Origin of the sequence: Lutimonas sp. (genome assembly GCF_051011215.1) — a bacterium.
Classification (GTDB): Bacteria; Bacteroidota; Bacteroidia; order Flavobacteriales; family Flavobacteriaceae; genus Lutimonas.
Window position 1 is genome coordinate 1 of the sequence record NZ_JBPCUJ010000036.1, and the last position, 21,400, is coordinate 21,400.

Here is a 21,400-nt window from a genome sequence, read left to right on the forward strand (position 1 = left end):
CTGTTCTTTAATTCTCTTATTCAAAGCAAGTTAACTTCATTCAAGTCATTCCTGCCACTAATAGTATTCAATTCCTGTGCCAAGTAGTAATATCTGGTCGGAAAATTAATTGTGATAAATAGGAGAAATTATCTGCCTGATTTTTAATATTTTATAAATAATTGTAATTTTAATTTAGTCAAACTGTAACACTAGAATAAATCATTTGTCATTAATATAGAAACCAAACATTGCAAGCAGAACAAAAACATATAACGGAGCTTTTAGAAGCATGTAAAACAGGTAGTACCACAGCGCAATTTGAGATATATAAATTATACTATAAAGCGATGTTTAATACTGCCATCAGAATTCTGCAGAATAGCTATGATGCTGAGGATGTAATGCAGGAAGCGTTTTTAAATGCTTTTACAAAATTAGACACTTTTAAAGGAGAAGTACCTTTTGGAGCCTGGTTAAAGAGAATTGTGATCAACAGAAGTTTGACACATATAAAGAAGAAAAACAAATTGCAGGAAGTAAACCTTGAAATAGTAGACCGAAAGTTAGAGAGTGATGATGATGTTGTACAAAACGATTCTAAGGTTGATTACGTCAATTTAAAAGTACAGGAGGTGTCCAAGGCTATGGGACTTTTAAAAGAAAGTTATCGAAATATACTGAATCTAAGTCTCATTGAAGGTTATGATAATGAAGAGATTGCTTTGATATTGGATATAAGTAATGAGAATTGCAGGACCACCATATCAAGAGCAAAGAGCAGGTTAAGAAAATTATTAACGGAGTCATCCGTCTTAAATTAAAGTATCATGAAAAATAACATGGAAGATTTTTTTAGAGATAAGCGACAGGAATTTGATGCTGTGGAACCGAATATTGGACATTTTGAGCGATTTCAAGCCAAATTGAACAAAGAAAAAACGGAACCAAAGAAAAAAGGGGGAACTCCCTGGTACGTGCTGGCGATTGCTGCCTCTGTATTATTGTTTTTTGGTTACTGGATGGGTAATTACAATCAGTCAACTAGTATAGAACAGGGAATTGAATTAGCTGAAGTATCTCCTCAAATGGAGGAAACGCAGAATTTTTATGTGGCAACCATTCAAAAAGAAATAAATGAAATTAAATTAAAGAAAACGGAGGCAAATCAGAAGATTATTGATGATGCCTTTATTCAACTGGAATTACTTGAAACAAATTATCGCAAACTTACTTTAGAGCTCAAAGAAAGCAACGCTGATAAACGTGTTATATATGCCATGATCAATAATTTTCAAAGTAGACTTCAGGTCTTACAGAATTTAATGGATCGACTTGAGGAGTTTGAAGAATTGGCGCCTCAGGAAAATAGAGTCTAATCTTAATATTAAACAAAGTCATGAATAGAAAAATACAATTATTAATAGCAATTTTTATGGTGTTGCCCATGTTGAGTATGGCCAATCCAATAAAGAAGAAATGGGATCACGAGAAATCAAAAACCATTAAGAAAGAATTTGATGTAAATGCGGATGCATTGCTTCATATTAAAAACAAATACGGAAATGTAGATGTTATTTCCTGGGACCAGAATCGAATTGAGATTGAAGTGACTATCACGGTAAGTGGTAATAATGAATCGAAAGTTATAGAGAGATTATCTAAGATCAATGTAAATTTCGAAAGTAGCAGATCGGAAGTTTCGGCGAAAACAAGCATATCAAATAATTCAAAAAGCTGGTATAACTCCGGGAATAAAATGAATTATGAGATCAATTATAAGGTAAAGGTACCCGTTACAAATAGTGTTGATTTAAACAATGACTATGGCTCAATTTCCTTAAATGAAATTAAGGGGAGGGCAGAGATTAATTGTGATTATGGAAAAATAATGATCGGTAACCTATACCATACGGACAATAGTATCAATATTGATTATACATCCGATTCGGAAATTGAATTAATGAACGGAGGAAGCATTAATGCCGACTATTCGAAATTCACCGTTGTAAAGGCCAAAAAGATTGAATTAAATGCCGATTATACCGATTCTGAATTTGAGAATCTTGAAGAATTGAACTTTGTCTGCGATTATGGAAAAGTAGTGGTTGGTAATGCCAATATTATTGACGGACATGGAGATTATTTAACCATGCGTTTTGGAACAATCTATAAAAGACTTGACATTCAGGCTGATTACGGCGGAATTAAAGTAGAGAAAGTGAAAAAAGGGTTTGATAGTATAGATATTCATTCAGATTATACCGGAATTAAAATCGGTTTAGAAGAGGGTGTTTCATTCAACTTTGTGGCTAATTTAAGCTATGCGGGTTTTGACTATGACGAGGATAATATTACGTTTTTGAAAAAAGTAGTCAAGTCTCAATCTCATTATTATGAAGGCTTTGTAAATAATGAAAATTCAGGTGCCAGTATCGAGATCAATTCAGAATACGGTGGTGTCAAACTATATAACAACTAATAAAACCATACTAATGAAAAAAATCATGATTAAATCAACAGTGATCCTTTTTATTCTAAGCATGTCATTTGGTACTGCTTATGCTCAAAAAGTTAAAGGAAACGGAAAAACAATTAATAAAACAAGAAACGTTGGAAGTTTCGATGGCGTAGGAGTCTCAGGTTCATTTGATGTTTTTCTGGTAGCCGGTGATGAAGGCAAACTAGACATCAGGGTAGAAGAAAATCTTGAAAAATATTTGATTACTGAAGTAAACAATGGAAAGTTAAAGATCAAATGGAAAAGTGGTATGAACATCAGAACAAGTTCGAAAACAACCATCACCGTTCATTTTAAGAGTATCAATTCTTTGGCCATGGCAGGTTCGGGAGAAATTGTAGGAAAGGATGTTATAAAAGGCAATTCGTTGGAGGTAGCCCTTGCCGGTTCTGGCGACGTCAAGGTGGACATCGATGTACAGGAAGTCGAAACGGCTATATCAGGTTCCGGTGACATTGAACTTTCAGGCACTGCCAAAGAGCTTGAGGCAGCAGTTTCTGGATCAGGAGATATTGATGCCTATGATTTAAAAGTAGAAAAAGCAGAACTAAGAATATCTGGATCAGGATTTATTGGAGCTAATATTGAGAAGGAAATAGAGGCAAGAGTGTCGGGTTCAGGAGATATTAAATACAAAGGCCAACCAAGAATTGAAGATATCAAAGTGAGTGGCTCCGGAAATGTGAGTTCTTACTAAAAACAGTGTGGTTAGTTAATGAATAAATGTCGATACTATTCGTAGCATCGGCATTTATTTTTTTTGTGCTTTTTTATCCAGTGTTTTTACTACTGCTATTGAATCACACAATTCAACCGTAATGACCAACGCTTGTTGTTTATGAGTTCCTTCGATCCAATAATTCCTGCAAGGATCATTTTTCACCTTGCTTTTTGAAAAATCGATTTCACCCATGCTAAGTATGGACATAATATCGAGGCTATCCGTTTCAGAATTCAGCAATTGCTCTTTGACCTCGGGACTGAAACTAATATGTTTTTGTTGAATAATATTTAAAATCCTGTCATTTGGCAACCAATTGCAAGATGCCTTTTTCCCACCCAGAAAAAAGAACACAAGTACGATTCCAATGGCGAAACCAATTCCATAGAGCGTAAAACGCGTTTTCATGTCTTCCATTGACTAGAAAATAAGTAAATTAATATCAGTAAATGGCAGGCTAAACCAATCTGCAATATGTTTATTTGTGAGAATGCCATGATAAAAGTACATGCCTTTTTGAAGACTTTTATCAAATCTGGCTGCATTCTCAATACCTCCCATTTCTCCTATATCCAACAAATAGGGGGTGAAAATATTGCTAATGGAAACCGAGGCAGTTCTCGAGTATCGTGAAGGAATGTTTGGCACACCATAATGAATTACACCGTGCTTGACGACAGTTGGTTTTCCGTGTGTCGTTACCTCAGAAGTTTCAAAACAACCTCCATTGTCAATACTCACATCTATAATAACAGCCCCATCTTTCATTTGTTCTACCATCGATTCATCAACTACGACAGGAGTTCTGGTTTTTCCACGTAATGCCCCGATCACGACATCGCATTCTGTCAACGATTTTAATAAGTTTTTTGGCTGAATGGTTGAAGTGGCGATGGGATGTACCAGTTTATGCTGAATGCTTCTTAATTTTGTCAAAGAATTATCAAAAACTTCAACGGTAGCACCGAGTCCCAGTGCAGATCGGGCGGCAAATTCAGCAACTGTTCCGGCACCTATGATTACCACCTTGCTCGGAGGAACACCACCTATATTACCTAGTAATAGTCCATTCCCGAGATTGTTATTATTCATAATCTCTGCGGCAATAAGCACTGAAGCAGTACCGGCAATTTCACTTAAAGACTTTACAAGAGGGTAGATGCCATGGGTATCCTGAATGTAATCGAAGGCAATGGCTGTGATTCTTTTTTCTGCCAGGGCCTTGAAATACGCTTTGGTTTGTGTTTTGATCTGCATGGCAGAAATAAGAACACTCTGAGGATTCATCATTTTTATCTCATCCAGCGAAGGAGGTTCTACTTTTAAAATGATATTACAGGCAAAAACATCATTTGAATTATAGGAGATTTTTGCTCCTGCTTCTGAATACTGATTGTCCGTGTAATTCGTTCCGTCACCTGCACCTGATTCTACAACAATCCGATGACCATTAGAGGTAAGGGCAGCCACCGCGTTGGGCGTTAAACAAATACGCTTTTCGTCAAAATGCGTTTCTTTGGGTATGCCGATATACAATTCATCCTTGTGCTTTTTAACTTCAAGCATTTCAGGTTTAGGCATCAGCTCTTCACGGCTGAAAGGTGATAATTGTTTAGACATTATTTGATAATTCTATGGTTCGGGTGTTATCTTGGTTGATAGTCAGTTGAATGACAACCGAGTCTAAAGGTAGTAAATTTTCAACTTTTTCGGGCCACTCAATAAAACACCAGGCATCCTGATCCAAATATTCTTCTATTCCCATGTCATACGCTTCTTCTTCCTTGTTAATGCGATAAAAGTCAAAATGATATAACAAATCACCTTTGGCTGAATGATATTCATTGACCAAGGAAAATGTCGGGGAGCTGGTTACATCCTCAACGCCCAGTTGATAGGAAATTTCTTTTATCAACGTTGTCTTGCCTGAACCCATGGCACCATAAAACAACAATACTTTAGAATTGGCATTCTCAATGAGCCAACGGGCAACATCAGAAAGGTCAGCGAGGGTGTAGTTTTTTTCCATTTTTTAAACTGTCGTGATAGCCAGAGAAAGAACAATTAACTCAGGTCCATTGAATGGTAGACATTTTGAACATCATCTTCCTCTTCCAGTCGTTCCAGGAGTTTTTCAACATCCGCCTGTTCCTCTTCATTGAGTCTTTTAGTAGTAGTTGGAATTCTTTCAAAACCAGAGGATAGTATTTCAAGTTCGTGTTCTTCTAAATAAGATTGAATCGCACCAAACTGCTCAAAAGGAGCATAGATTAAGATACCATCTTCATCTTCAAACACTTCCTCGACATCAAAATCAATTAATTCAAGTTCAAATTCTTCCAAATCCATTTTGAGGCCTGATGCATCGACCCTAAAATTACAAGTATGGTCAAACATAAAAACGACCGAACCTGAGGTGCCAAAGGTGCCGTCACATTTGTTAAAAGCGGCTCTTACGTTGGCTACTGTGCGGTTATTGTTATCAGTGGCGGTTTCCACTAATACGGCAATTCCATGCGGCGCATAGCCTTCAAATAAAACTTCCTTATAGTTGGCGGTATCTTTGTCTGATGCTTTTTTAATAGCTCTTTCAACATTGTCTTTAGGCATGTTGGCTGCCTTTGCATTTTGCATTACAGCTCGCAACCTGGCATTGGTTTCAGGGTTGGCTCCACCTTCTTTTACGGCCATTACAATATCTTTGCCAATCCGCGTAAACGTTTTGGCCATAGCCGACCAACGCTTCATTTTTCTGGCTTTTCTAAATTCAAATGCTCTTCCCATGTCCTCTTATTTGTCTGATTTTTTGTCGTTATACTTGTATTACTCCCAGATTAAATTGCTTTTCTATAGGTGCCTGATTGGCTGCCTGTATGCCAGAACTGATCCAGTGTCTTGTGTCCATAGGATCAATGATGGCATCTGTCCATAACCTGGCCGCTGCATAATAAGGAGATATTTGCTTATTATATTTATCTGTAATCGTTTTTAGAATTTCTTCTTCTTTTTCCTTACTTATTTTTTCACCTTGCTTTTTAAGAGTGGCTGTTTCAATTTGCAATAACACTTTTGCCGCCTGAGCACCTCCCATTACAGCCAATTCTGCACTAGGCCAAGCCACGATAAGCCTTGGATCATAGGCCTTTCCACACATAGCATAATTTCCAGCTCCATAACTGTTTCCGATGACAACCGTAAATTTAGGTACCACTGAATTACTAACGGCATTCACCATTTTTGCTCCATCTTTTATGATTCCGGCATGTTCCGATTTACTACCCACCATAAAACCAGTTACATCCTGAAGAAAAACAAGTGGTATTTTCTTTTGGTTACAATTCGCGATAAATCGGGTTGCTTTATCGGCACTATCAGAATAAATCACGCCTCCAAACTGCATTTCACCCTTGGCATTTTTTACAACTTTTCGCTGATTGGCTACAATGCCAACTGCCCAGCCATCAATTCTTGCGTAGGCACATATCAATGTTTTTCCATATCCAGCTTTGTATTCCTGCATTTCGGAATTATCGACCATGCAACGGATAATTTTTTTCATATCATATTGAGCGGTGCGAGCTTTGGGCAAAAGTCCAAAAATATCTGCTTCATTTTCCTTGGGTTTTTCCGATTTGATCCTATCGAAACCTGCCGAATCAGGAGCACCAATTTTATCAATAATATTGATGATCGTTTCCAGTGCATCTTGGTCATCAGCAGCCTTATAATCGCAAACACCGGATATTTCTGTATGTGTCGTAGCACCTCCGAGAGTCTCATTATCGATCATTTCTCCTATAGCAGCCTTTACCAAATAACTGCCGGCGAGAAAAATACTGCCGGTTTTATCCACAATGAGTGATTCGTCACTCATAATGGGTAAATAGGCCCCTCCAGCGACGCAACTACCCATAACTGCTGCAATCTGGGTAATACCTATACTGCTCATAATGGCATTGTTCCTGAATATTCTCCCAAAATGTTCTTTATCAGGAAAGATTTCATCCTGCATTGGTAAAAATACACCTGCACTGTCCACCAGATAAATAATGGGTAGTTTATTCTCCATGGCAATTTCCTGTGCCCTTAAATTCTTTTTAGCAGTAATTGGGAACCAGGCACCAGCTTTAACTGTGGCGTCATTGGCCACAACAATGCATTGTTTTCCTTTGATTAAACCAATTTTAACCACAACCCCTCCGGATGGACAACCACCTTGTTCTTCATACATGTCCTCTCCAACAAACGCTCCTATTTCCAGAGCTGTGGAAGGAGTGTCAAAAAGAAAATCAACACGTTCTCTCGCTGTCATTTTACCGGCGGCATGAAGTTTGGCAATACGTGCGTCACCACCACCTTTATAAACTAATTTTAGTTTCTTTTTTAATTGCGCGATAAGTAGCTTGTTGTGATCTTCGTTCGTATTGAAGTTGATATCCATGCTTTTCTGAAAGATTATAATGGGCTAAAGTACGAAATGCAACTTAATTTAGAATAAATATTTACCATGAAATTAATTACCATGGTAAATATAAATTATTTTATGTATCTTTGTAGCCTAATTTAAATGAATCGAAATGAAAGTAACTAAAATTTTGTACTGGTCAAGTACAGTTTTACTAAGCGCATTACTGTTGATGTCAGCAGGAATGTATGTGTTTAATAATGAAGAGGTATCAACGCTTTTCAGCAGTTTTGGCTATCCCTTATATATCATTTACCCTCTGGCTGTTGCAAAGGTCGCGGCGGTTGTGGTGTTGCTGAGTCAAAAACAATCTGTCATTAAAGAATGGGCTTATTCAGCATTGTTTTTTGAATTTATTCTGGCATTCTTTGCACATTATATGATCGGTGATGGGGAGCAATTTGGTGCTGTCATAGCGATGGTATTGTTGTTGATCTCTTACATCTATGGAAGAAAATTGTTTAACCTAAATAAAATATCATGAAAAAAGTAATAACGCTTGGAGGAAGTTCAAGCAAAGGATCCATCAATAAAGTGTTGGCGGAATATGCCGGAAGTCTGGTGAATGACGCTTCAATCATTAATCTCGATTTAAACGATTATAATCTGCCCTTGTATTCTATCGATATTGAAAATGAATCTGGATTTCCTGATGATTTGAATGCTTTAAACAAAATACTGGAAGAGTCTGATGGCATCGTGCTGTCTTTGGCGGAACATAATGGCGCCTATAGCGCAGCCTTTAAAAATACGTTTGACTGGTTGTCAAGAATAGAAGGGAAAGTATGGCGAAATAAACCAATGCTGCTGCTGAGTACATCACCTGGTCCAAGAGGAGGTCAGTCCGTAATGGAGCTTGCCTTAAGCAGGTTTCCTTACAACGGTGGAAACATAGTTGCGTCTATGACATTTCCATCCTTTGGACAAAACTTTATCGACGGAGATGTTGTGGATGATGCCTTGAAATTACAGATAAATGAAGCCGCTACTGCATTATCTAAAGCCATATAGATATGGGTGATTTAGGAAAAGAGATCAATTCAAAATTCCCAAATCAAAAAGTGAAGGCCTTGCTGAACATTAAATATACTGCAAGTTGGCTGGATCAAATTGGGAACCGACTTTTAAAACCCTATAATATTTCTGAACAGCAATATAATATTCTGAGAATACTCAGAGGAGCTAAAAAGGAGATTATGGTGGCTGAAGTGAAAGAACGTATGATTCAAAAATCTCCAAATAGTACCCGGCTCATGGATAAGTTATGCGAAAAGGGATTGATAGAGAGGAGTAGGTGTGAAAATGACAGAAGGGTTGTATTTGTAAAAATTTCAAAAAAGGGACTGAGCCTTGTTGAAAAGATAGATTTATCTGAGTTTGATAGTCATTTGAATCGTCTCACTGAAAATGAAGCAAAAACATTAAACGAATTGTTGGATAAAATAAGATAATACAGATATGAAGTCAAAAATATTTAAAGCCCTTGAAAGAGGATTTGCAGACTATGGTTGGCTAAAGGCGAATTACTCCTTTAGTTTTGCAAACTATCGAAATCCGCAAAAAGAACATTTTGGAGCCTTAAGAGTGTTGAATGATGATTTTATTCAAGGCGGTGCCGGTTTTGGTGAACATCCCCATAATAACATGGAAATCATCAGCATTCCTCTGTCAGGTAGCTTGAAGCATAAAGACTCTATGAGCAATACCTGGATTCCTTTGGAGACGGGAGAAGTTCAAGTGATGTCAGCAGGAAACGGTATTCAACATGCAGAAAAAAACGGAGCATCCAATGAATTGTTAAACTTATTTCAAATATGGATAATACCCGATAAAATGCACATTGAGCCCACCTATGGGCAAAAAATATTCGAAGCCTCAAAGCGAAAAAATACACTACAGGTATTGGTACATTCTTACAAAGATGGTATCGAGGATGTTTTAAGCATCCATCAGGATGCTCAGATCTCAAGAATAGATTTGACAAAAGGAAATTCTTTTGACTATACATTACGATCTGCAAATCACGGGGTCTATGCGATGTTGATTTCCGGACAGATTGAAATTGATAATTCATTACTTGAAGCACGTGATGCCATGGGAATCTGGCATACCGATTCATGCAACATAGCATCTCATGAAGATGCGGAAATTCTTTTAATTGAAGTACCCATGGTTTTTTAATCAATCTAAGAATTCTATCAGGTATTCATAAGTATTTGAATAAAGGTTTCCATATTATCTAAATTTATGGAGTTTTCTATTCTGATTCTGCAGGGCAATTCTTATGTTTGCAGCAATAATTTTTGAGCATATATTGATCATTACTGATGAAGAAATTTAACGATTTTATTTGGGAGACCCACGGGATTCATGCAGGAACCGAAAACGATCATGTAAAACATGGTATTGATAAACTTGAAGACATTGTTGACAAGGCCATTGAGCAGAAGCATCCTAGTATCACTTTTATCATTCATTCTCCGAGATTGACTAATTTCAGGTATGAAGCAGAAAGAGATACCAATATTAAGTTCATTAGAGGAGATCGTTCCTACCTTAACTACCCCAAAAGAATCGCGAATCTGAGAGAGAAGTATGAGGGAAAGATCAATATTAAATATGGGGTAGAGCTTGAATGGATGGGACCGGATCTGGGATTGTTATGGTCAAGATCTAAAATATTTCAAGCTGAAGAAGCAGATTTTGTGATTGGTTCGGTGCATTTTGCTCCGGAAGGATTGCCTTATGACGGATCAAAAGAAGAGGCCCTGGAATTGTTGAAATTAAGAGGTTCCCTGGAAGCTTACTGGAATGGATATATCAATGAAATGATTCAGATGATTGAATCTTTCGGAGATATGATTCAGGTAGTAGGACACATAGATCTTCCAAAACTAAATGTGGAAGTACCGGAGGTATTGCAAAACTTTGAAACCAGTTCTCATCCTTTAGCAAATAAGTTCAGAACCTTGTTGGAAATTATTGCAGATCGTGATTTGGCGCTGGATGTTGATATGGCAGGTGATTTTAAGGGCGTGGGTGTGTATCCTTCTCAGAATATCTTAAAACGAGCCTTTGAATTGCAAATACCTGTAGCGCTTGGAACAGATACGCATCATGTGCGTTATTATGGCTTGAACTTCAAGGAGAGTCTGGAATATATTTATGAGGCGGGATATGAACAATATGTGAGTTTTTCGAAGTTGATTCCTGAAAAGAGAACCATATTTGATGACCATGAATTGAAAGTGAAATATACCATTCTCAATAAAGGAATCGAGTTGTTAAACCAGCGGTTTCACCATGGAAGTAGAAGAATTATTCCTGATTTTTCCTTTGGTGGCTCTTTTTCTGAATTTGTTGATATTTATAAGAATGCAACTGGGATGGGTGATTATAATGCAGTGAGAATTCGAAAGGGGAACAAGTCGATTACAGTGTCCAACGAGACACCTCATGCCCAAGGAATCAAGGTAAAAGGACTGTTTTCTAAACACCTGGATCAAGCTGGAGTGCTGTCCTCCCTGTTTAATTCTTTAGCTTCAGAAGGGGTGAACGTTGAAACAGCAAGGTTGCACTCTAATAATGATGGTACGGCAGTGGCTTTTTTAACCCTTGAGCAAGAAAATGGAAATGTAAAAAATGCCATTGACTTTGTTCATGGGACTGATCAAAATACTTTTTTAGAACTCAGCTATTCTGAAAACATTGATTTACCCGAGTTTAATGGCCAAGGAGTTTATCTCTATGAAATGGATGGTGTGGAATTGAAAATTGCTTTGAATTCTAAAATGATCATAACCAGACACGAAAATTCTCCTGGAGTACTGCTCATTTTGCTGTCGGCGCTGGCCTCCAAGCATATTAATATTATTGATATGCGACTCGGCAAAAGAAACAAAGTAGGTTACTCTGCTTTGGCAATTGATGGAGATTCGAACGTTATTCGAGACCTGCTTACCAAATTAGGTGAACAATATTACGAAGCCAATCTGGTGGAGTTTTATAGCATGTAAGCAGACGATTCCTAAAGTGCAAATAGATTATCAATATTTTTAAAAGACTTGAATTCTAAGGCATTTCCTTCCGGATCAATAAAAAACATGGTGGCCTGTTCTCCGGCTTCGCCTTTAAACCGTATATATGGTTCAATAATGAAGTGAATTCGATGATTGGTTAGTTTTTCTTTTAAAGCTTGCCACTGGTTCCATTCCAAAACAACACCAAAATGAGGAACGGGAACCTGATGACCATCTACTTCGTTATAAACTTTTTTAGGTGCTGTAGTTTCTTCAGGTTTTTCATGTAGGACAAACTGATGGCCGAAAAAATTGAAATCGACCCAATGAGAAGAACTTCGGCCTTCTTTGCATCCTAATACGTCTCTATAAAAACTTCTGCAGACGCTAAGATTGTCAACAGGAATGGCTAAATGAAATGGGCTTACAGTACTCATATTTCCGTCTTAATTTAGTTGATTAAAAGTGGTAAAGGTCAGGATAAAAATATTCATTTTACTAATTTTATCATTGAGAAATGTATCTTTATCAAAAATAAATAATGAAATATCCGGCCCAATGTTTGATTTTTTTATGTCTAACAAGTCTCTTGTCCTGTAATATGGAAAAGGAAAAAAGAAATGTCACGAATCAAGTTGAAGAAACCAAAGTGACCTCAAAAAAACTCCGACACGTGGTCATGTTTAAGTTTAAAGAGGGTACTTCAGATCTGGATATTCAAAGAGTAGAAAAAGCGTTTGCTTTATTGCCCTCGAAAATTAAAGAGATCAAGGCTTTTGAATGGGGCTTGAACAATTCACCAGAGAACTTAAACAAAGATTTTTCACATGGTTTTTTACTCACCTTTGATAGTGAAAAGGGAAGAGATGTGTATTTACCTCACCCCGATCATAAAGCTTTTGTAACCATTGTTGAACCTGTATTAGAGGATGTGATGGTATTTGATTATTGGACGGAATAAATAAATAGTTTATGAGAATTTTTAAAATTGGCTTGTTGCTTTTGAGCATCACTATGTTTGGTCAGGAAGACGAAAAAGTATTAAAAAAAATTTACAACACCTCACTGAGTGATGGTATGAGTTATGCCTGGTTAGATCATTTATCAAACAAGATCGGAAGTAGATTGTCAGGATCTGTAGGGGCGCAGAAGGCAGTTGAGTATACCCAGTCAGAACTGGTGAAGCTTGGACTTGACAGGGTATGGTTACAGCCTGTAATGGTTCCTAAATGGGTTCGGGGTGAAAAGGAAACAGCCTACTTTGAATCCGCAGGAAAACGTTATGAATTAAATATTTGCGCCTTGGGTGGATCTGTGGCAACGCCTCAGGAAGGACTTAGAGGTCAGGTAATTGAGGTTCAGGGAATTCAAGAAATGAAATCTCTGGAAGCAGATCAAATCCGAGGAAAAATTGTGTTTTTTAATCGTGCTATGGAAGAAACCTTGATTCAAACTTTTCAGGCTTATGGAGGTTGTGTTGATCAAAGATATGCAGGAGCAATGGAGGCAGGAAGGCTTGGAGCATTAGGTGTGATCGTTCGATCACCAAATTTGCGTCTGGATGATTTTCCGCATACAGGGTCAATGACCTATGGAGATCTACCTGTAGATCAACGAATTCCTTCGGCAGCTATCAGCACCAATGATGCTGAAATGTTGAGTGCATATTTAAAGAAAGACAAGGGTTTACAACTTGGCTTTCATCAGCAATGTATTCAGATGGAGGATGTTGAATCATATAATGTAATTGGAGAAATTACGGGTTCAGAATATCCGAATGAATTCATCATTGTTGGAGGACATCTGGATTCCTGGGACCTTGGAGATGGTTCGCATGACGATGGGGCAGGAGTAGTGCAATCGATGGAAGTGCTTCGTTTATTGAGTATGCAGGAGTCTAAACCGAAAAGAAGTATCCGTGTCGTTCTTTTTATGAATGAAGAAAATGGTTTACGTGGTGGTAAAAAATATGCCGAAGAAGCGAAAATGAATAATGAAAATCATGTCATGGCCCTGGAAAGTGACGCAGGAGGATTCACTCCACGTGGTTTCTCTTTTGATTGCAGTGATGAAGAATTTGCTCAGGTAAAAAGCTGGGAGCCTCTCTTCAAACCTTATTTGATCCATTACTTTGAAAAAGGGGGCAGTGGTGCAGATATAGGACCGTTGAAATCGGAAGGAATGGTGCTGGCTGGTTTGAGACCAGATTCACAACGGTATTTCGATTATCATCATGCAGCCAATGATACTTTTGATGCCGTAAACAAAAGGGAATTGGAATTAGGAGCGGCTACCATGACTTCGTTGATCTATTTATATGACAAATATGGAACTGCAAAAAAAATGACCCTCCCTGTTAAAAACTAAAAGAACAATGAAAAATGTATTTTTAATTCTATTTTCACTACTAATAAATTTTCATATGAATTCTCAATATACTAATGAAGAATTGCCTTACAGAGAGATTGCCGAACCGCCTGAAGAGTATTCGGCCGGGGCTGTTCTCGGGAGAATGGTAGATGGTTTAGGGTTTAGATATTATTGGGCGTCAGAAGGACTGACACAGAAGGACCTGAACTTTAAGCCATCCGAAGATGCCAGAACGACCTCAGAAACCATTGATCACATTTTAGGTTTGTCTACAACTATTTTAAATTCAGCTATTCATAAACCTAATGAAGGGAACGATTTTTCTTCGATGACCTTTGAAGAAAAACGAGCAATGACTTTGACAAATTTAAAGAGGGCGTCGGATATTTTTAGATCAAGTGAAGATATTAGCGAATTCACCATTGTATTTAAAAGAGCCCAAGGAAGCAGTGAATATCCCATTTGGAATCATATCAATGGTCCTATCGCTGATGCGATATGGCATTGCGGTCAATTGGTAAGCTTTAGAAGATCTTCAGGAAATCCTTTTAATTCAAAAGCCAGTATGTTTCAAGGTAAATTGCGTGACTAATTGATAACTCATAGGTCATCATTGGTATGAAGAGTCTTCATGCAGTATAATCGCTATAAAATTAATTCCATTTTTATATCGCTCCGTGCATAGGGATTGTTTTGTAGGTCTAATTGAATTTCTTTAAATCCGAACTTTTCATAGATATGGATTGAATTTTTCAGCTTCGTACTGGAATAAAGCAGGAGTTTTTTCCATTTTTTCTCTTTCGAATAAGAAATACAAAACTCCATCATTTCTTGGCCAATACCCTGACCTCTGGCTTCTGTAGAAACTGCCATTTTACCCAATTCATAGACACCTTCCTGATGCTTAATCAGTGCAAAAGTTCCTAGAATCTGCCCCTTATTTTTATAAAAAAATATAGAACCACCCTGATCGATGATTTCTTCCTGGCATGACTCAAGCAACTCCTTGTCATGGGCTTCAACATAAAAGAATTGTTCCAGCCATTCGAGGTTCAGGTCTCTGAAATTTGCAGCCAATTCTGGCCTGTAAGGGATTATGTTATCCATTATTTAGGCATAAAAAAGAATTTTACATAGTAGCGTCGATAGTTTCCATCATGGCTGCCTCTATTTTTAAACTCGCCTCAAAAATATCCTTGGCTTTGCTTAATATGGCCTCCACATAGGATTTGTCAGTGATGTCGCGCGCATTGATTCTAACATTAAAATAGGCGCCGGTTACAGCTGTTCTTGCACATAATATCCCAACTGCTGCGTCAGACAACGAGTTTGCCAGACCATCATTGATCATGGCTTGCATGACCTCCATTGAATTGTAAGCCGTTTCCATTACTTCAAACGGAATTTCAGTAGCGTATTTTGTCGCTGATTGTATGGCTTCCTTTCGAATTCGTTTTTCCTCATCAGTTCCTTTTGGCAATCTGAATGAGGCTATGATATGATTGAAAGAGTTGGTGTCTTCATCCACCAGATACAATAATTTTTCTTTGTAGGCCTGCCCTTTGACGGCCCAATCTGAAAATTGCTCCCATTTCTCGTCCCAACCTGCTTTGTGGGCCGAGAGATTCGCAACCATGGTGCCTAACGAAACACCCAAAGCACCAACATAAGCAGAGATAGAACCTCCACCAGGTGCCATAGATTCACTGGCAGTTTCGTCTGCCAGATTCCTCGCGCTTAAATCAATAAGTTTAGACTTCTGGTTAGCAGCCAATTGATATTCAATTATTTTTTCCTGCGGATCAAAGGGTTTTAAATCATCGAGTCCCAAAGACTTCACAGCAATTTTTATCTTCTCATCTTCAGAAATGCCTAAAGATCTTTGTTGTTTGGATAAATAATAATCAGCAGCGTCCAGCATGGCCTGCAAGGGAATCAGCCCAATAAGCTCTGAGCCTGTCACGCGTAAACCCCTGTTATTTGCAGAGGTGCAGGTGGCATCAAAGGCCTCATGCATAGAGGTAATGCTAATATTGGTCAGATTATATGAAATCTGGGCAATACCATATTCTTCGATATACCAACCAATACCTTTTACAGCTTTTAATTTACCTGGTATTCTCACCGGTTCTCCCTTGGCATCAAGTACTTTTTTACCGGTAGCAGGATTTCCTTCTCTTTTTACCCTTCCGGCTTCTCTAATATCAAAGGCAATAGCATTGGCACGTCGGGTAGAGGTAGTATTCAAATTGACGTTGTATGCAATGAGGAAGTCTCGTGCTGAGATAGCAGTAGCACCTGTTTTGGTCACATGCTCATTAAAAACGGCAGGTCCGAAATCAGGTATCCATTCCTTGTTTGAGAGCTTTTCTTTTAAACCTTCATATTCACCAGATCGACAATGGGCCAGGTTTATGCGTTCTTCTTTTTTTGCAGCTTTTTCATAGAAATATCCAGGAATACCCAATTCTTTTCCAACTCTTTCACCCAAGCGGTGTGCAAATACCGCCGTTTCTTCTAAAGTGATACCTGCAATGGGTACCAAGGGGCACACATCGGTAGCTCCAAACCTTGGATGTTCCCCTGAATGTTTACTCATATCAATCAGATCGGCTGCTTTCTTGATCAGTAAAAAGGCAGCATCAATCACTTTTTCAGGTGCTCCCACAAAGGTGATTACTGTTCTGTTGGTCGCATTGCCAGGATCAATGTCAAGAAGTTTTACACCTTCAATTGTTTCAACCACATTTGCGATAATTTGAATCTTATCTAAATCTCTTCCCTCACTAATATTGGGTACACATTCTATGAGTCTTTTTTCCATGACAGTTATTTTGATGGATCAAATGTAGGAATTGCAATAGGATTAGTTGGATTTTTAAGAGTAAAAATTTACAGTCTTAAAGAAATTTAAAATTGAGTCCCAGCACAAAGTTTCTACCAGGGTTTGGAATCATGTCTGCTTTCAGCAGTGATAAATGAGAAATATATGTTTCATTCAGCAAATTGTTAAAACTGATATTGATACCCAAATTCATTTTATCAAAATTCAGATTTCCTCCCATTCTGATATTGAATAAATTATAAGCAGGTGTGGCAGTTTCAAATTGACTCACGTTGTTTTGTGCAAAATAGGAATCCAAGATTAGGGCTGCATAAATTTCACTAAACTTTTTCGAACCTTTGAACTCTGTACGAATTGTATTCGCCCATTTATTGGCAGGAATCAAAGGTAAATAGTCACCGCTATCTTGTTTCCCGGTTACTGTTTCAAAACTGCTCTCTAGATGCAACCAATCATATGGATGAGGATGCAAATGGAAACCAAACTCACCTCCGTATAACTTGGCATCACTTTGAACATATTCATAAACATCATGATCCTCGATCATTTCACCTGTGGGATTTGCAAAAATGTAATTGTCCAACTTATTATAAAAACCATTAGCAAAAATTTCAAAATGTGCGTTCCCATATTCCAAGGAAATATCAGTTTGAAAATTTTGTTCACTTTCTAAATCAGGATTACCGATCTCAAACCGATTGGTCCCATGATGCACGCCAAACGAAGTTAATTCCGCGAGATTAGGTGCTCTAAATCCTCGCGCTAAATTGATTCTTGTTGTTATTGCGTTAAAAAGAATAGATTTATATCCCAAAGAGAAGGTGAAATTATTATAGTCTCTTTCAATGCCCTCCACGACAACTATTTCTTCATCATGCGCTTCTCCTTCATGATGTTCCTCTTCTTCGTGATGTTCTTCAATTTCGTATGGGTCTGTTTTTAGGTTTCTATAATCGAAGCGAATACCTCCTTGTAAGGAGTGTTTTTCATTAATCTCAAAGGTACTGGTCACCAAAAATCCTATATCATTCGTGACCGCATCTGGAATCAGTATTTCTTCTCCAAAATTTTCATTCGTTTGATACATGCCTTGAACGCCTGCAATGGTCTCAAATTTCCCTTTATTGGGGAAATTGTATTTAAGATCATAGGTCAGGGTATTTAGGTTCATATCTAACGCTGCCTCTTCATGTTCTCCTTCTTCATGCTCCTCGTCTTCATGTGCTTCTTCTTCGTGATCTTCTCCTTCATGATCTTCTTCATGATCATGTTCATCCTCAAATTCCTTTCTGTTATTCACAATATAACCGATATTAAAATCAATTTTTGAATCTTTTAGGTAAATATGATTGTGCAAACTAAGAATATGCGTCGTTAAATCCTGATAAGGTAATTCAACCGATCTCGATGTACTTTGTTCTCCGATCTCTTCCGGGATTCCTATTTCAGATTGATTGTAATTATATCTGAATTCTGTAACGAAACGATCCAGATTCAATCCGAAACCTGCCTTGAAATCTTTTTCAGTAAAACGCGTATTTGTTACGCGATCTCCGTCTGGAATCTGATAGTCAGCGTGACTGTTGTAACCCCCTCTGAAAATTAATTTAAATTTATCTTTTGAGGTTTTAACTCCTAAAGAAGTATTGCTTCCGAGCGTATTAGAATAGAAATTTTGATTTAATTCTACTTTCGTTTCGTCCTGATAGGCAAATTTTTCAGGATTTAAATACAATACACCTCCCAGCGCGTCTGAACCGTACAACAGTGATGCAGGACCCTTAATGACTTCTACGCTTTCTACGCCTGAATCATTCATCCCAAGTCCGTGTTCACTTCCAAACTGTTGATTCTCCAGCCTTACTCCTTGCGTATACACAAGAACCCTATTTCCGCTTAAACCTCTGATCACCGGCTTTCCAATGCCGGTTCCGGTGCTTATTTCTGAAACCCCTGCAATACTGCTTATACTTTGCATTAATGTAGGAGCTCCTGTTTTTCTCAAGGATTCAATACTCTTGGATTCAATTTTCATTACATTTTCGCTCTGTAATTTATTGAAAGGAGCGGAAACGATTACTTCGTCTATATGAAAAACCGAAGGAACCATTGAAATTCGTAGATCAAGGTTTGAGGATGTCATGTTGACCTCAATGTTTTGGGTGTTAAACCCAACAAAACTGATACTCAGTTTATGAGATCCAAAGGGAATGTTTTGCAATTCAAAATTGCCGTCTTCATCTGAAATAGTTCCTATATGCAATTGTTCTATATAGATGTCGGCTCCCATCACAGGAGCGTTTAATTCGTCAATGACCAGTCCTTTGATGCTGTTTTGTGACCACAAGCTATTCGATGCAAGTAGCACAATAAATAAGAAAGAGATAGAATATCTTTTCATTTGAATAATATTATCAATGAAAATTGTACTTTTTTGTTTTTGTTTAAAATACATTGATAAAAGGGGGGGCACGATCAGGATCGGCCTTAGAAAAGGATCTAATTAATGCAAACTCTGAATGGTATTCATTTTGGGCGAAAAGCCTATCAACACGAATATCAGTAGAAATACTATCACTCCCATTGACGGTCTTACTGAAATAATGCAGCTGCTCACAATCGAATGATTCGGAATGAAAATGGCTTTCGTTTTCGGCAAGACATTCACTATTGTCATGCCCATGAAATGCATGTACAACGCCAATACTCATCGGGAGTACCAATGTTATCAGAAAAAATAACGAAATAAGTATTTTTTTGCTCATTACCTGCTTTCGAGCTCAAAGATACAAATAACAATCTTTGTTTTTACCTTTTCAAAATCTATTTAAATATAGATGTCACAAGGAATCTAAGTTGAAAAAATATTTTTAGTAATCAGTCTGAAACAGCTATTTTATGTCTAAAGACATCATTACCATTTTTGATTATTGCAAAATACAATCCTTTTCTTAACTGCATGGTGTTGAATTCAATGATTAGTTCTGCACCTTTCTTATGACTGGCATTATAAAGATCAGCTACTTTTTGACCACTGATATTGAATAGTTCAACAGTTGTTTTGCCTGGTGAAGCTGCTTTAAATTCAATTTGACCTTGACTTACAACAGGGTTTGGATAGATCTTAATCTTTTTTGCATGGAGCGTCTCTTTAATGATTGTCCTTTCAACTTTAGTGTCGCTCTCATCATCATCATCATCATCATCATCATTGTCATCGCAATGACCAGGACCAATTTTTCCATTATTGTATTCATCCAATGTGCCACCTAGTTTAACAGCTTTTTCCTGAAGATTTTTATTATTTCTAATATCTTCAGGGGTGTATTTTTCTAAAAACCTTGAGGCTTCTTTGAAGATATGAGCTATATCTGTTGGATCTGAATTGTTGTATAAATTTAATTCAGTGGCGATATATTGATGGGCCAAAATATAATATTTACCATTTTTATTACTGGGTTGCGTAGCAAATACATCACAATACGTTTGTTCGGATTTAAAGAAAATCGTACTGTTCTCAGGAGATTCTCCTTCTCCTATATGATCCCAGGTATCGTCTCTTTTGGGTCCATTACCGTTTCGTTTGCATTCAGAATGATTCTTCCAATACCCTTGGGTGAACGTACAACCAACTTTTTCAACATCGACAATAACACCACTTACAAAGAATGAATCACCGTACTTATTATCAGGTGAATAAATACTTACTGAAACATTCGTAACATTTCCAGGAACATTTTTTAAAACAAATTCGCCTAAATAAAATGATTTTCCATTATTCCATTTTTTTACTTCTGTTTTAAAATTAACTGGTCCAGCATTAATTTCAATTGCTATAATTCGTTCATCATCATTTAACTCAGAGACTGGAATTTTAATTTTAATTTTCCTTGAATTATCAGATTTATGAATCGGGATATTATATACGTAAGGGTCGTTTTCGCCATTTTTATAGAAAAATGCAGGAGTGAAATTAATGTAACTTTTTGATTCTGATGTTATATCATTTCGATAAATATAGGAATAAAAAGAATGAACTTTTTCAACCGGCTTCACCGAAATGGATAATCCGTTTTGATCTATTTTATCAAAGAATTGAGAAAAATAGCCTATGGTATAATTTGAACCAAGATCATGTTTCATAATGACATCATTGTTCCAGATACCAGATTTATTTTCGCTAGAAGCTTTAAACAAAACATCATTATCCATGGGGGTTGAGTTTCCACTAATATAGAATGCGCCAACTTCCACTTTATCAACGTTTTCAATATTCGGAATAATCAAATCTGAATTAGCTTCTCCACTAATTCCAATTCCATAAATTTCTACCTCCTGAGCATACGCTGAAAAGTTGAAATAAATACATACAAAAAATACGAGTAAAAATTTTTTCATAGCAAATGATTATAATTTATACCCGATAAATGTAGTAATTATTTTTTAAATAACATTTAAATAGCTAATTATCAGTTATTTT

Annotated in this window: 22 protein-coding genes; 12 read left to right on the plus strand and 10 right to left on the minus strand. The window is 37.2% G+C overall.

The window, feature by feature from the left end; genetic code table 11:
• The first annotated feature begins 230 nt into the window (after positions 1-230).
• The 4 genes from ACR2MV_RS03845 to ACR2MV_RS03860 are packed head-to-tail and all read left to right on the plus strand — an operon-like array spanning position 231 to position 3,197.
• A complete protein-coding gene (locus ACR2MV_RS03845) occupies positions 231-803 on the plus strand; it encodes an RNA polymerase sigma factor (protein WP_434020579.1) in 573 nt (190 codons plus the stop codon).
• A gap of 6 nt (positions 804-809) precedes the next feature.
• On the plus strand, positions 810-1,358 hold the full coding sequence (locus tag ACR2MV_RS03850) for a DUF4179 domain-containing protein (RefSeq protein WP_434020580.1): 549 nt from the start codon (positions 810-812) through the stop codon (positions 1,356-1,358).
• A 20-nt stretch (positions 1,359-1,378) separates the two neighbouring features.
• The gene (locus ACR2MV_RS03855; protein ID WP_434020581.1) at positions 1,379-2,461 is read left to right on the plus strand and encodes a hypothetical protein; all 1,083 of its coding nucleotides are present in this window, start codon (positions 1,379-1,381) and stop codon (positions 2,459-2,461) included.
• Positions 2,462-2,474: 13 nt separating this feature from the next.
• Positions 2,475-3,197, plus strand: a complete 723-nt coding sequence (locus tag ACR2MV_RS03860) for a head GIN domain-containing protein (RefSeq protein WP_434020582.1) — start codon at positions 2,475-2,477, stop codon at positions 3,195-3,197.
• A gap of 54 nt (positions 3,198-3,251) precedes the next feature.
• Here the strand turns inward: ACR2MV_RS03860 and ACR2MV_RS03865 are convergent, their stop codons facing one another.
• Genes ACR2MV_RS03865 through ACR2MV_RS03885 form a run of 5 tightly spaced genes read right to left on the minus strand, consistent with a single transcriptional unit; the run spans position 3,252 to position 7,662 of the window.
• Positions 3,252-3,629, minus strand: a complete 378-nt coding sequence (locus ACR2MV_RS03865) for a hypothetical protein (protein WP_434020583.1) — start codon at positions 3,627-3,629, stop codon at positions 3,252-3,254.
• A 12-nt stretch (positions 3,630-3,641) separates the two neighbouring features.
• A complete protein-coding gene (locus ACR2MV_RS03870) occupies positions 3,642-4,841 on the minus strand; it encodes an alanine dehydrogenase (protein ID WP_434020584.1) in 1,200 nt (399 codons plus the stop codon).
• Positions 4,834-5,250 (minus strand): tRNA (adenosine(37)-N6)-threonylcarbamoyltransferase complex ATPase subunit type 1 TsaE, encoded by a 417-nt coding sequence (gene tsaE / locus ACR2MV_RS03875; RefSeq protein WP_434020585.1) that lies wholly within the window; start codon positions 5,248-5,250, stop codon positions 4,834-4,836. The genes ACR2MV_RS03870 and tsaE overlap by 8 nt, the downstream gene beginning before the upstream one ends.
• 35 nt (positions 5,251-5,285) lie before the next feature.
• The gene (locus tag ACR2MV_RS03880) at positions 5,286-6,005 is read right to left on the minus strand and encodes a YebC/PmpR family DNA-binding transcriptional regulator (protein ID WP_434020586.1); all 720 of its coding nucleotides are present in this window, start codon (positions 6,003-6,005) and stop codon (positions 5,286-5,288) included.
• 28 nt (positions 6,006-6,033) lie between these two features.
• Positions 6,034-7,662 carry an acyl-CoA carboxylase subunit beta gene (locus tag ACR2MV_RS03885; protein ID WP_434020587.1) on the minus strand — a complete coding sequence of 543 codons (1,629 nt, stop codon included), beginning with the start codon at positions 7,660-7,662 and terminating at the stop codon, positions 6,034-6,036.
• Between the two features lie 136 nt (positions 7,663-7,798).
• On the opposite strand from ACR2MV_RS03885, the gene ACR2MV_RS03890 reads away from it, so the two are divergent.
• The 5 genes from ACR2MV_RS03890 to ACR2MV_RS03910 all read left to right on the plus strand — a co-directional run bounded on the left by ACR2MV_RS03890 (position 7,799) and on the right by ACR2MV_RS03910 (position 11,702).
• On the plus strand, positions 7,799-8,170 hold the full coding sequence (locus ACR2MV_RS03890; RefSeq protein ID WP_434020588.1) for a DoxX family protein: 372 nt from the start codon (positions 7,799-7,801) through the stop codon (positions 8,168-8,170).
• Positions 8,167-8,697: an NADPH-dependent FMN reductase gene (locus ACR2MV_RS03895; protein ID WP_434020589.1), complete on the plus strand. Its 531-nt coding sequence runs from the start codon at positions 8,167-8,169 to the stop codon at positions 8,695-8,697. The genes ACR2MV_RS03890 and ACR2MV_RS03895 overlap by 4 nt, the downstream gene beginning before the upstream one ends.
• Before the next feature lie 2 nt (positions 8,698-8,699).
• Positions 8,700-9,137: a MarR family winged helix-turn-helix transcriptional regulator gene (locus ACR2MV_RS03900; protein ID WP_434020590.1), complete on the plus strand. Its 438-nt coding sequence runs from the start codon at positions 8,700-8,702 to the stop codon at positions 9,135-9,137.
• Between the two features lie 7 nt (positions 9,138-9,144).
• Positions 9,145-9,867, plus strand: a complete 723-nt coding sequence (locus tag ACR2MV_RS03905) for a pirin family protein (protein WP_434020591.1) — start codon at positions 9,145-9,147, stop codon at positions 9,865-9,867.
• Positions 9,868-10,013: 146 nt separating this feature from the next.
• The gene (locus tag ACR2MV_RS03910; RefSeq protein ID WP_434020592.1) at positions 10,014-11,702 is read left to right on the plus strand and encodes a histidinol-phosphatase HisJ family protein; all 1,689 of its coding nucleotides are present in this window, start codon (positions 10,014-10,016) and stop codon (positions 11,700-11,702) included.
• Positions 11,703-11,713: 11 nt separating this feature from the next.
• On the opposite strand, the gene ACR2MV_RS03915 is transcribed toward ACR2MV_RS03910, so the two are convergent.
• Positions 11,714-12,142 (minus strand): VOC family protein, encoded by a 429-nt coding sequence (locus ACR2MV_RS03915; protein ID WP_434020593.1) that lies wholly within the window; start codon positions 12,140-12,142, stop codon positions 11,714-11,716.
• Positions 12,143-12,306: 164 nt separating this feature from the next.
• On the opposite strand from ACR2MV_RS03915, the gene ACR2MV_RS03920 reads away from it, so the two are divergent.
• Genes ACR2MV_RS03920 through ACR2MV_RS03930 form a run of 3 tightly spaced genes read left to right on the plus strand, consistent with a single transcriptional unit; the run spans position 12,307 to position 14,667 of the window.
• Positions 12,307-12,666 (plus strand): Dabb family protein, encoded by a 360-nt coding sequence (locus tag ACR2MV_RS03920; protein WP_434020594.1) that lies wholly within the window; start codon positions 12,307-12,309, stop codon positions 12,664-12,666.
• An 11-nt stretch (positions 12,667-12,677) separates the two neighbouring features.
• Positions 12,678-14,072 (plus strand): M28 family peptidase, encoded by a 1,395-nt coding sequence (locus ACR2MV_RS03925; RefSeq protein WP_434020595.1) that lies wholly within the window; start codon positions 12,678-12,680, stop codon positions 14,070-14,072.
• A 55-nt stretch (positions 14,073-14,127) separates the two neighbouring features.
• The gene (locus tag ACR2MV_RS03930) at positions 14,128-14,667 is read left to right on the plus strand and encodes a hypothetical protein (RefSeq protein WP_434020596.1); all 540 of its coding nucleotides are present in this window, start codon (positions 14,128-14,130) and stop codon (positions 14,665-14,667) included.
• 53 nt (positions 14,668-14,720) lie between these two features.
• Here ACR2MV_RS03930 and ACR2MV_RS03935 read toward each other — a convergent pair whose 3' ends face one another.
• The 4 genes from ACR2MV_RS03935 to ACR2MV_RS03950 all read right to left on the minus strand — a co-directional run bounded on the left by ACR2MV_RS03935 (position 14,721) and on the right by ACR2MV_RS03950 (position 21,318).
• Positions 14,721-15,182 carry a GNAT family N-acetyltransferase gene (locus ACR2MV_RS03935; protein ID WP_434020597.1) on the minus strand — a complete coding sequence of 154 codons (462 nt, stop codon included), beginning with the start codon at positions 15,180-15,182 and terminating at the stop codon, positions 14,721-14,723.
• A gap of 22 nt (positions 15,183-15,204) precedes the next feature.
• Entirely contained in the window at positions 15,205-16,899 is a 1,695-nt protein-coding gene (ftcD, locus tag ACR2MV_RS03940) for a glutamate formimidoyltransferase (protein ID WP_434020598.1), read from the minus strand.
• A 76-nt stretch (positions 16,900-16,975) separates the two neighbouring features.
• Positions 16,976-19,321, minus strand: a complete 2,346-nt coding sequence (locus ACR2MV_RS03945; protein WP_434020599.1) for a TonB-dependent receptor — start codon at positions 19,319-19,321, stop codon at positions 16,976-16,978.
• Between the two features lie 476 nt (positions 19,322-19,797).
• On the minus strand, positions 19,798-21,318 hold the full coding sequence (locus ACR2MV_RS03950) for a T9SS type A sorting domain-containing protein (protein ID WP_434020600.1): 1,521 nt from the start codon (positions 21,316-21,318) through the stop codon (positions 19,798-19,800).
• Positions 21,319-21,400: the final 82 nt, after the last annotated feature.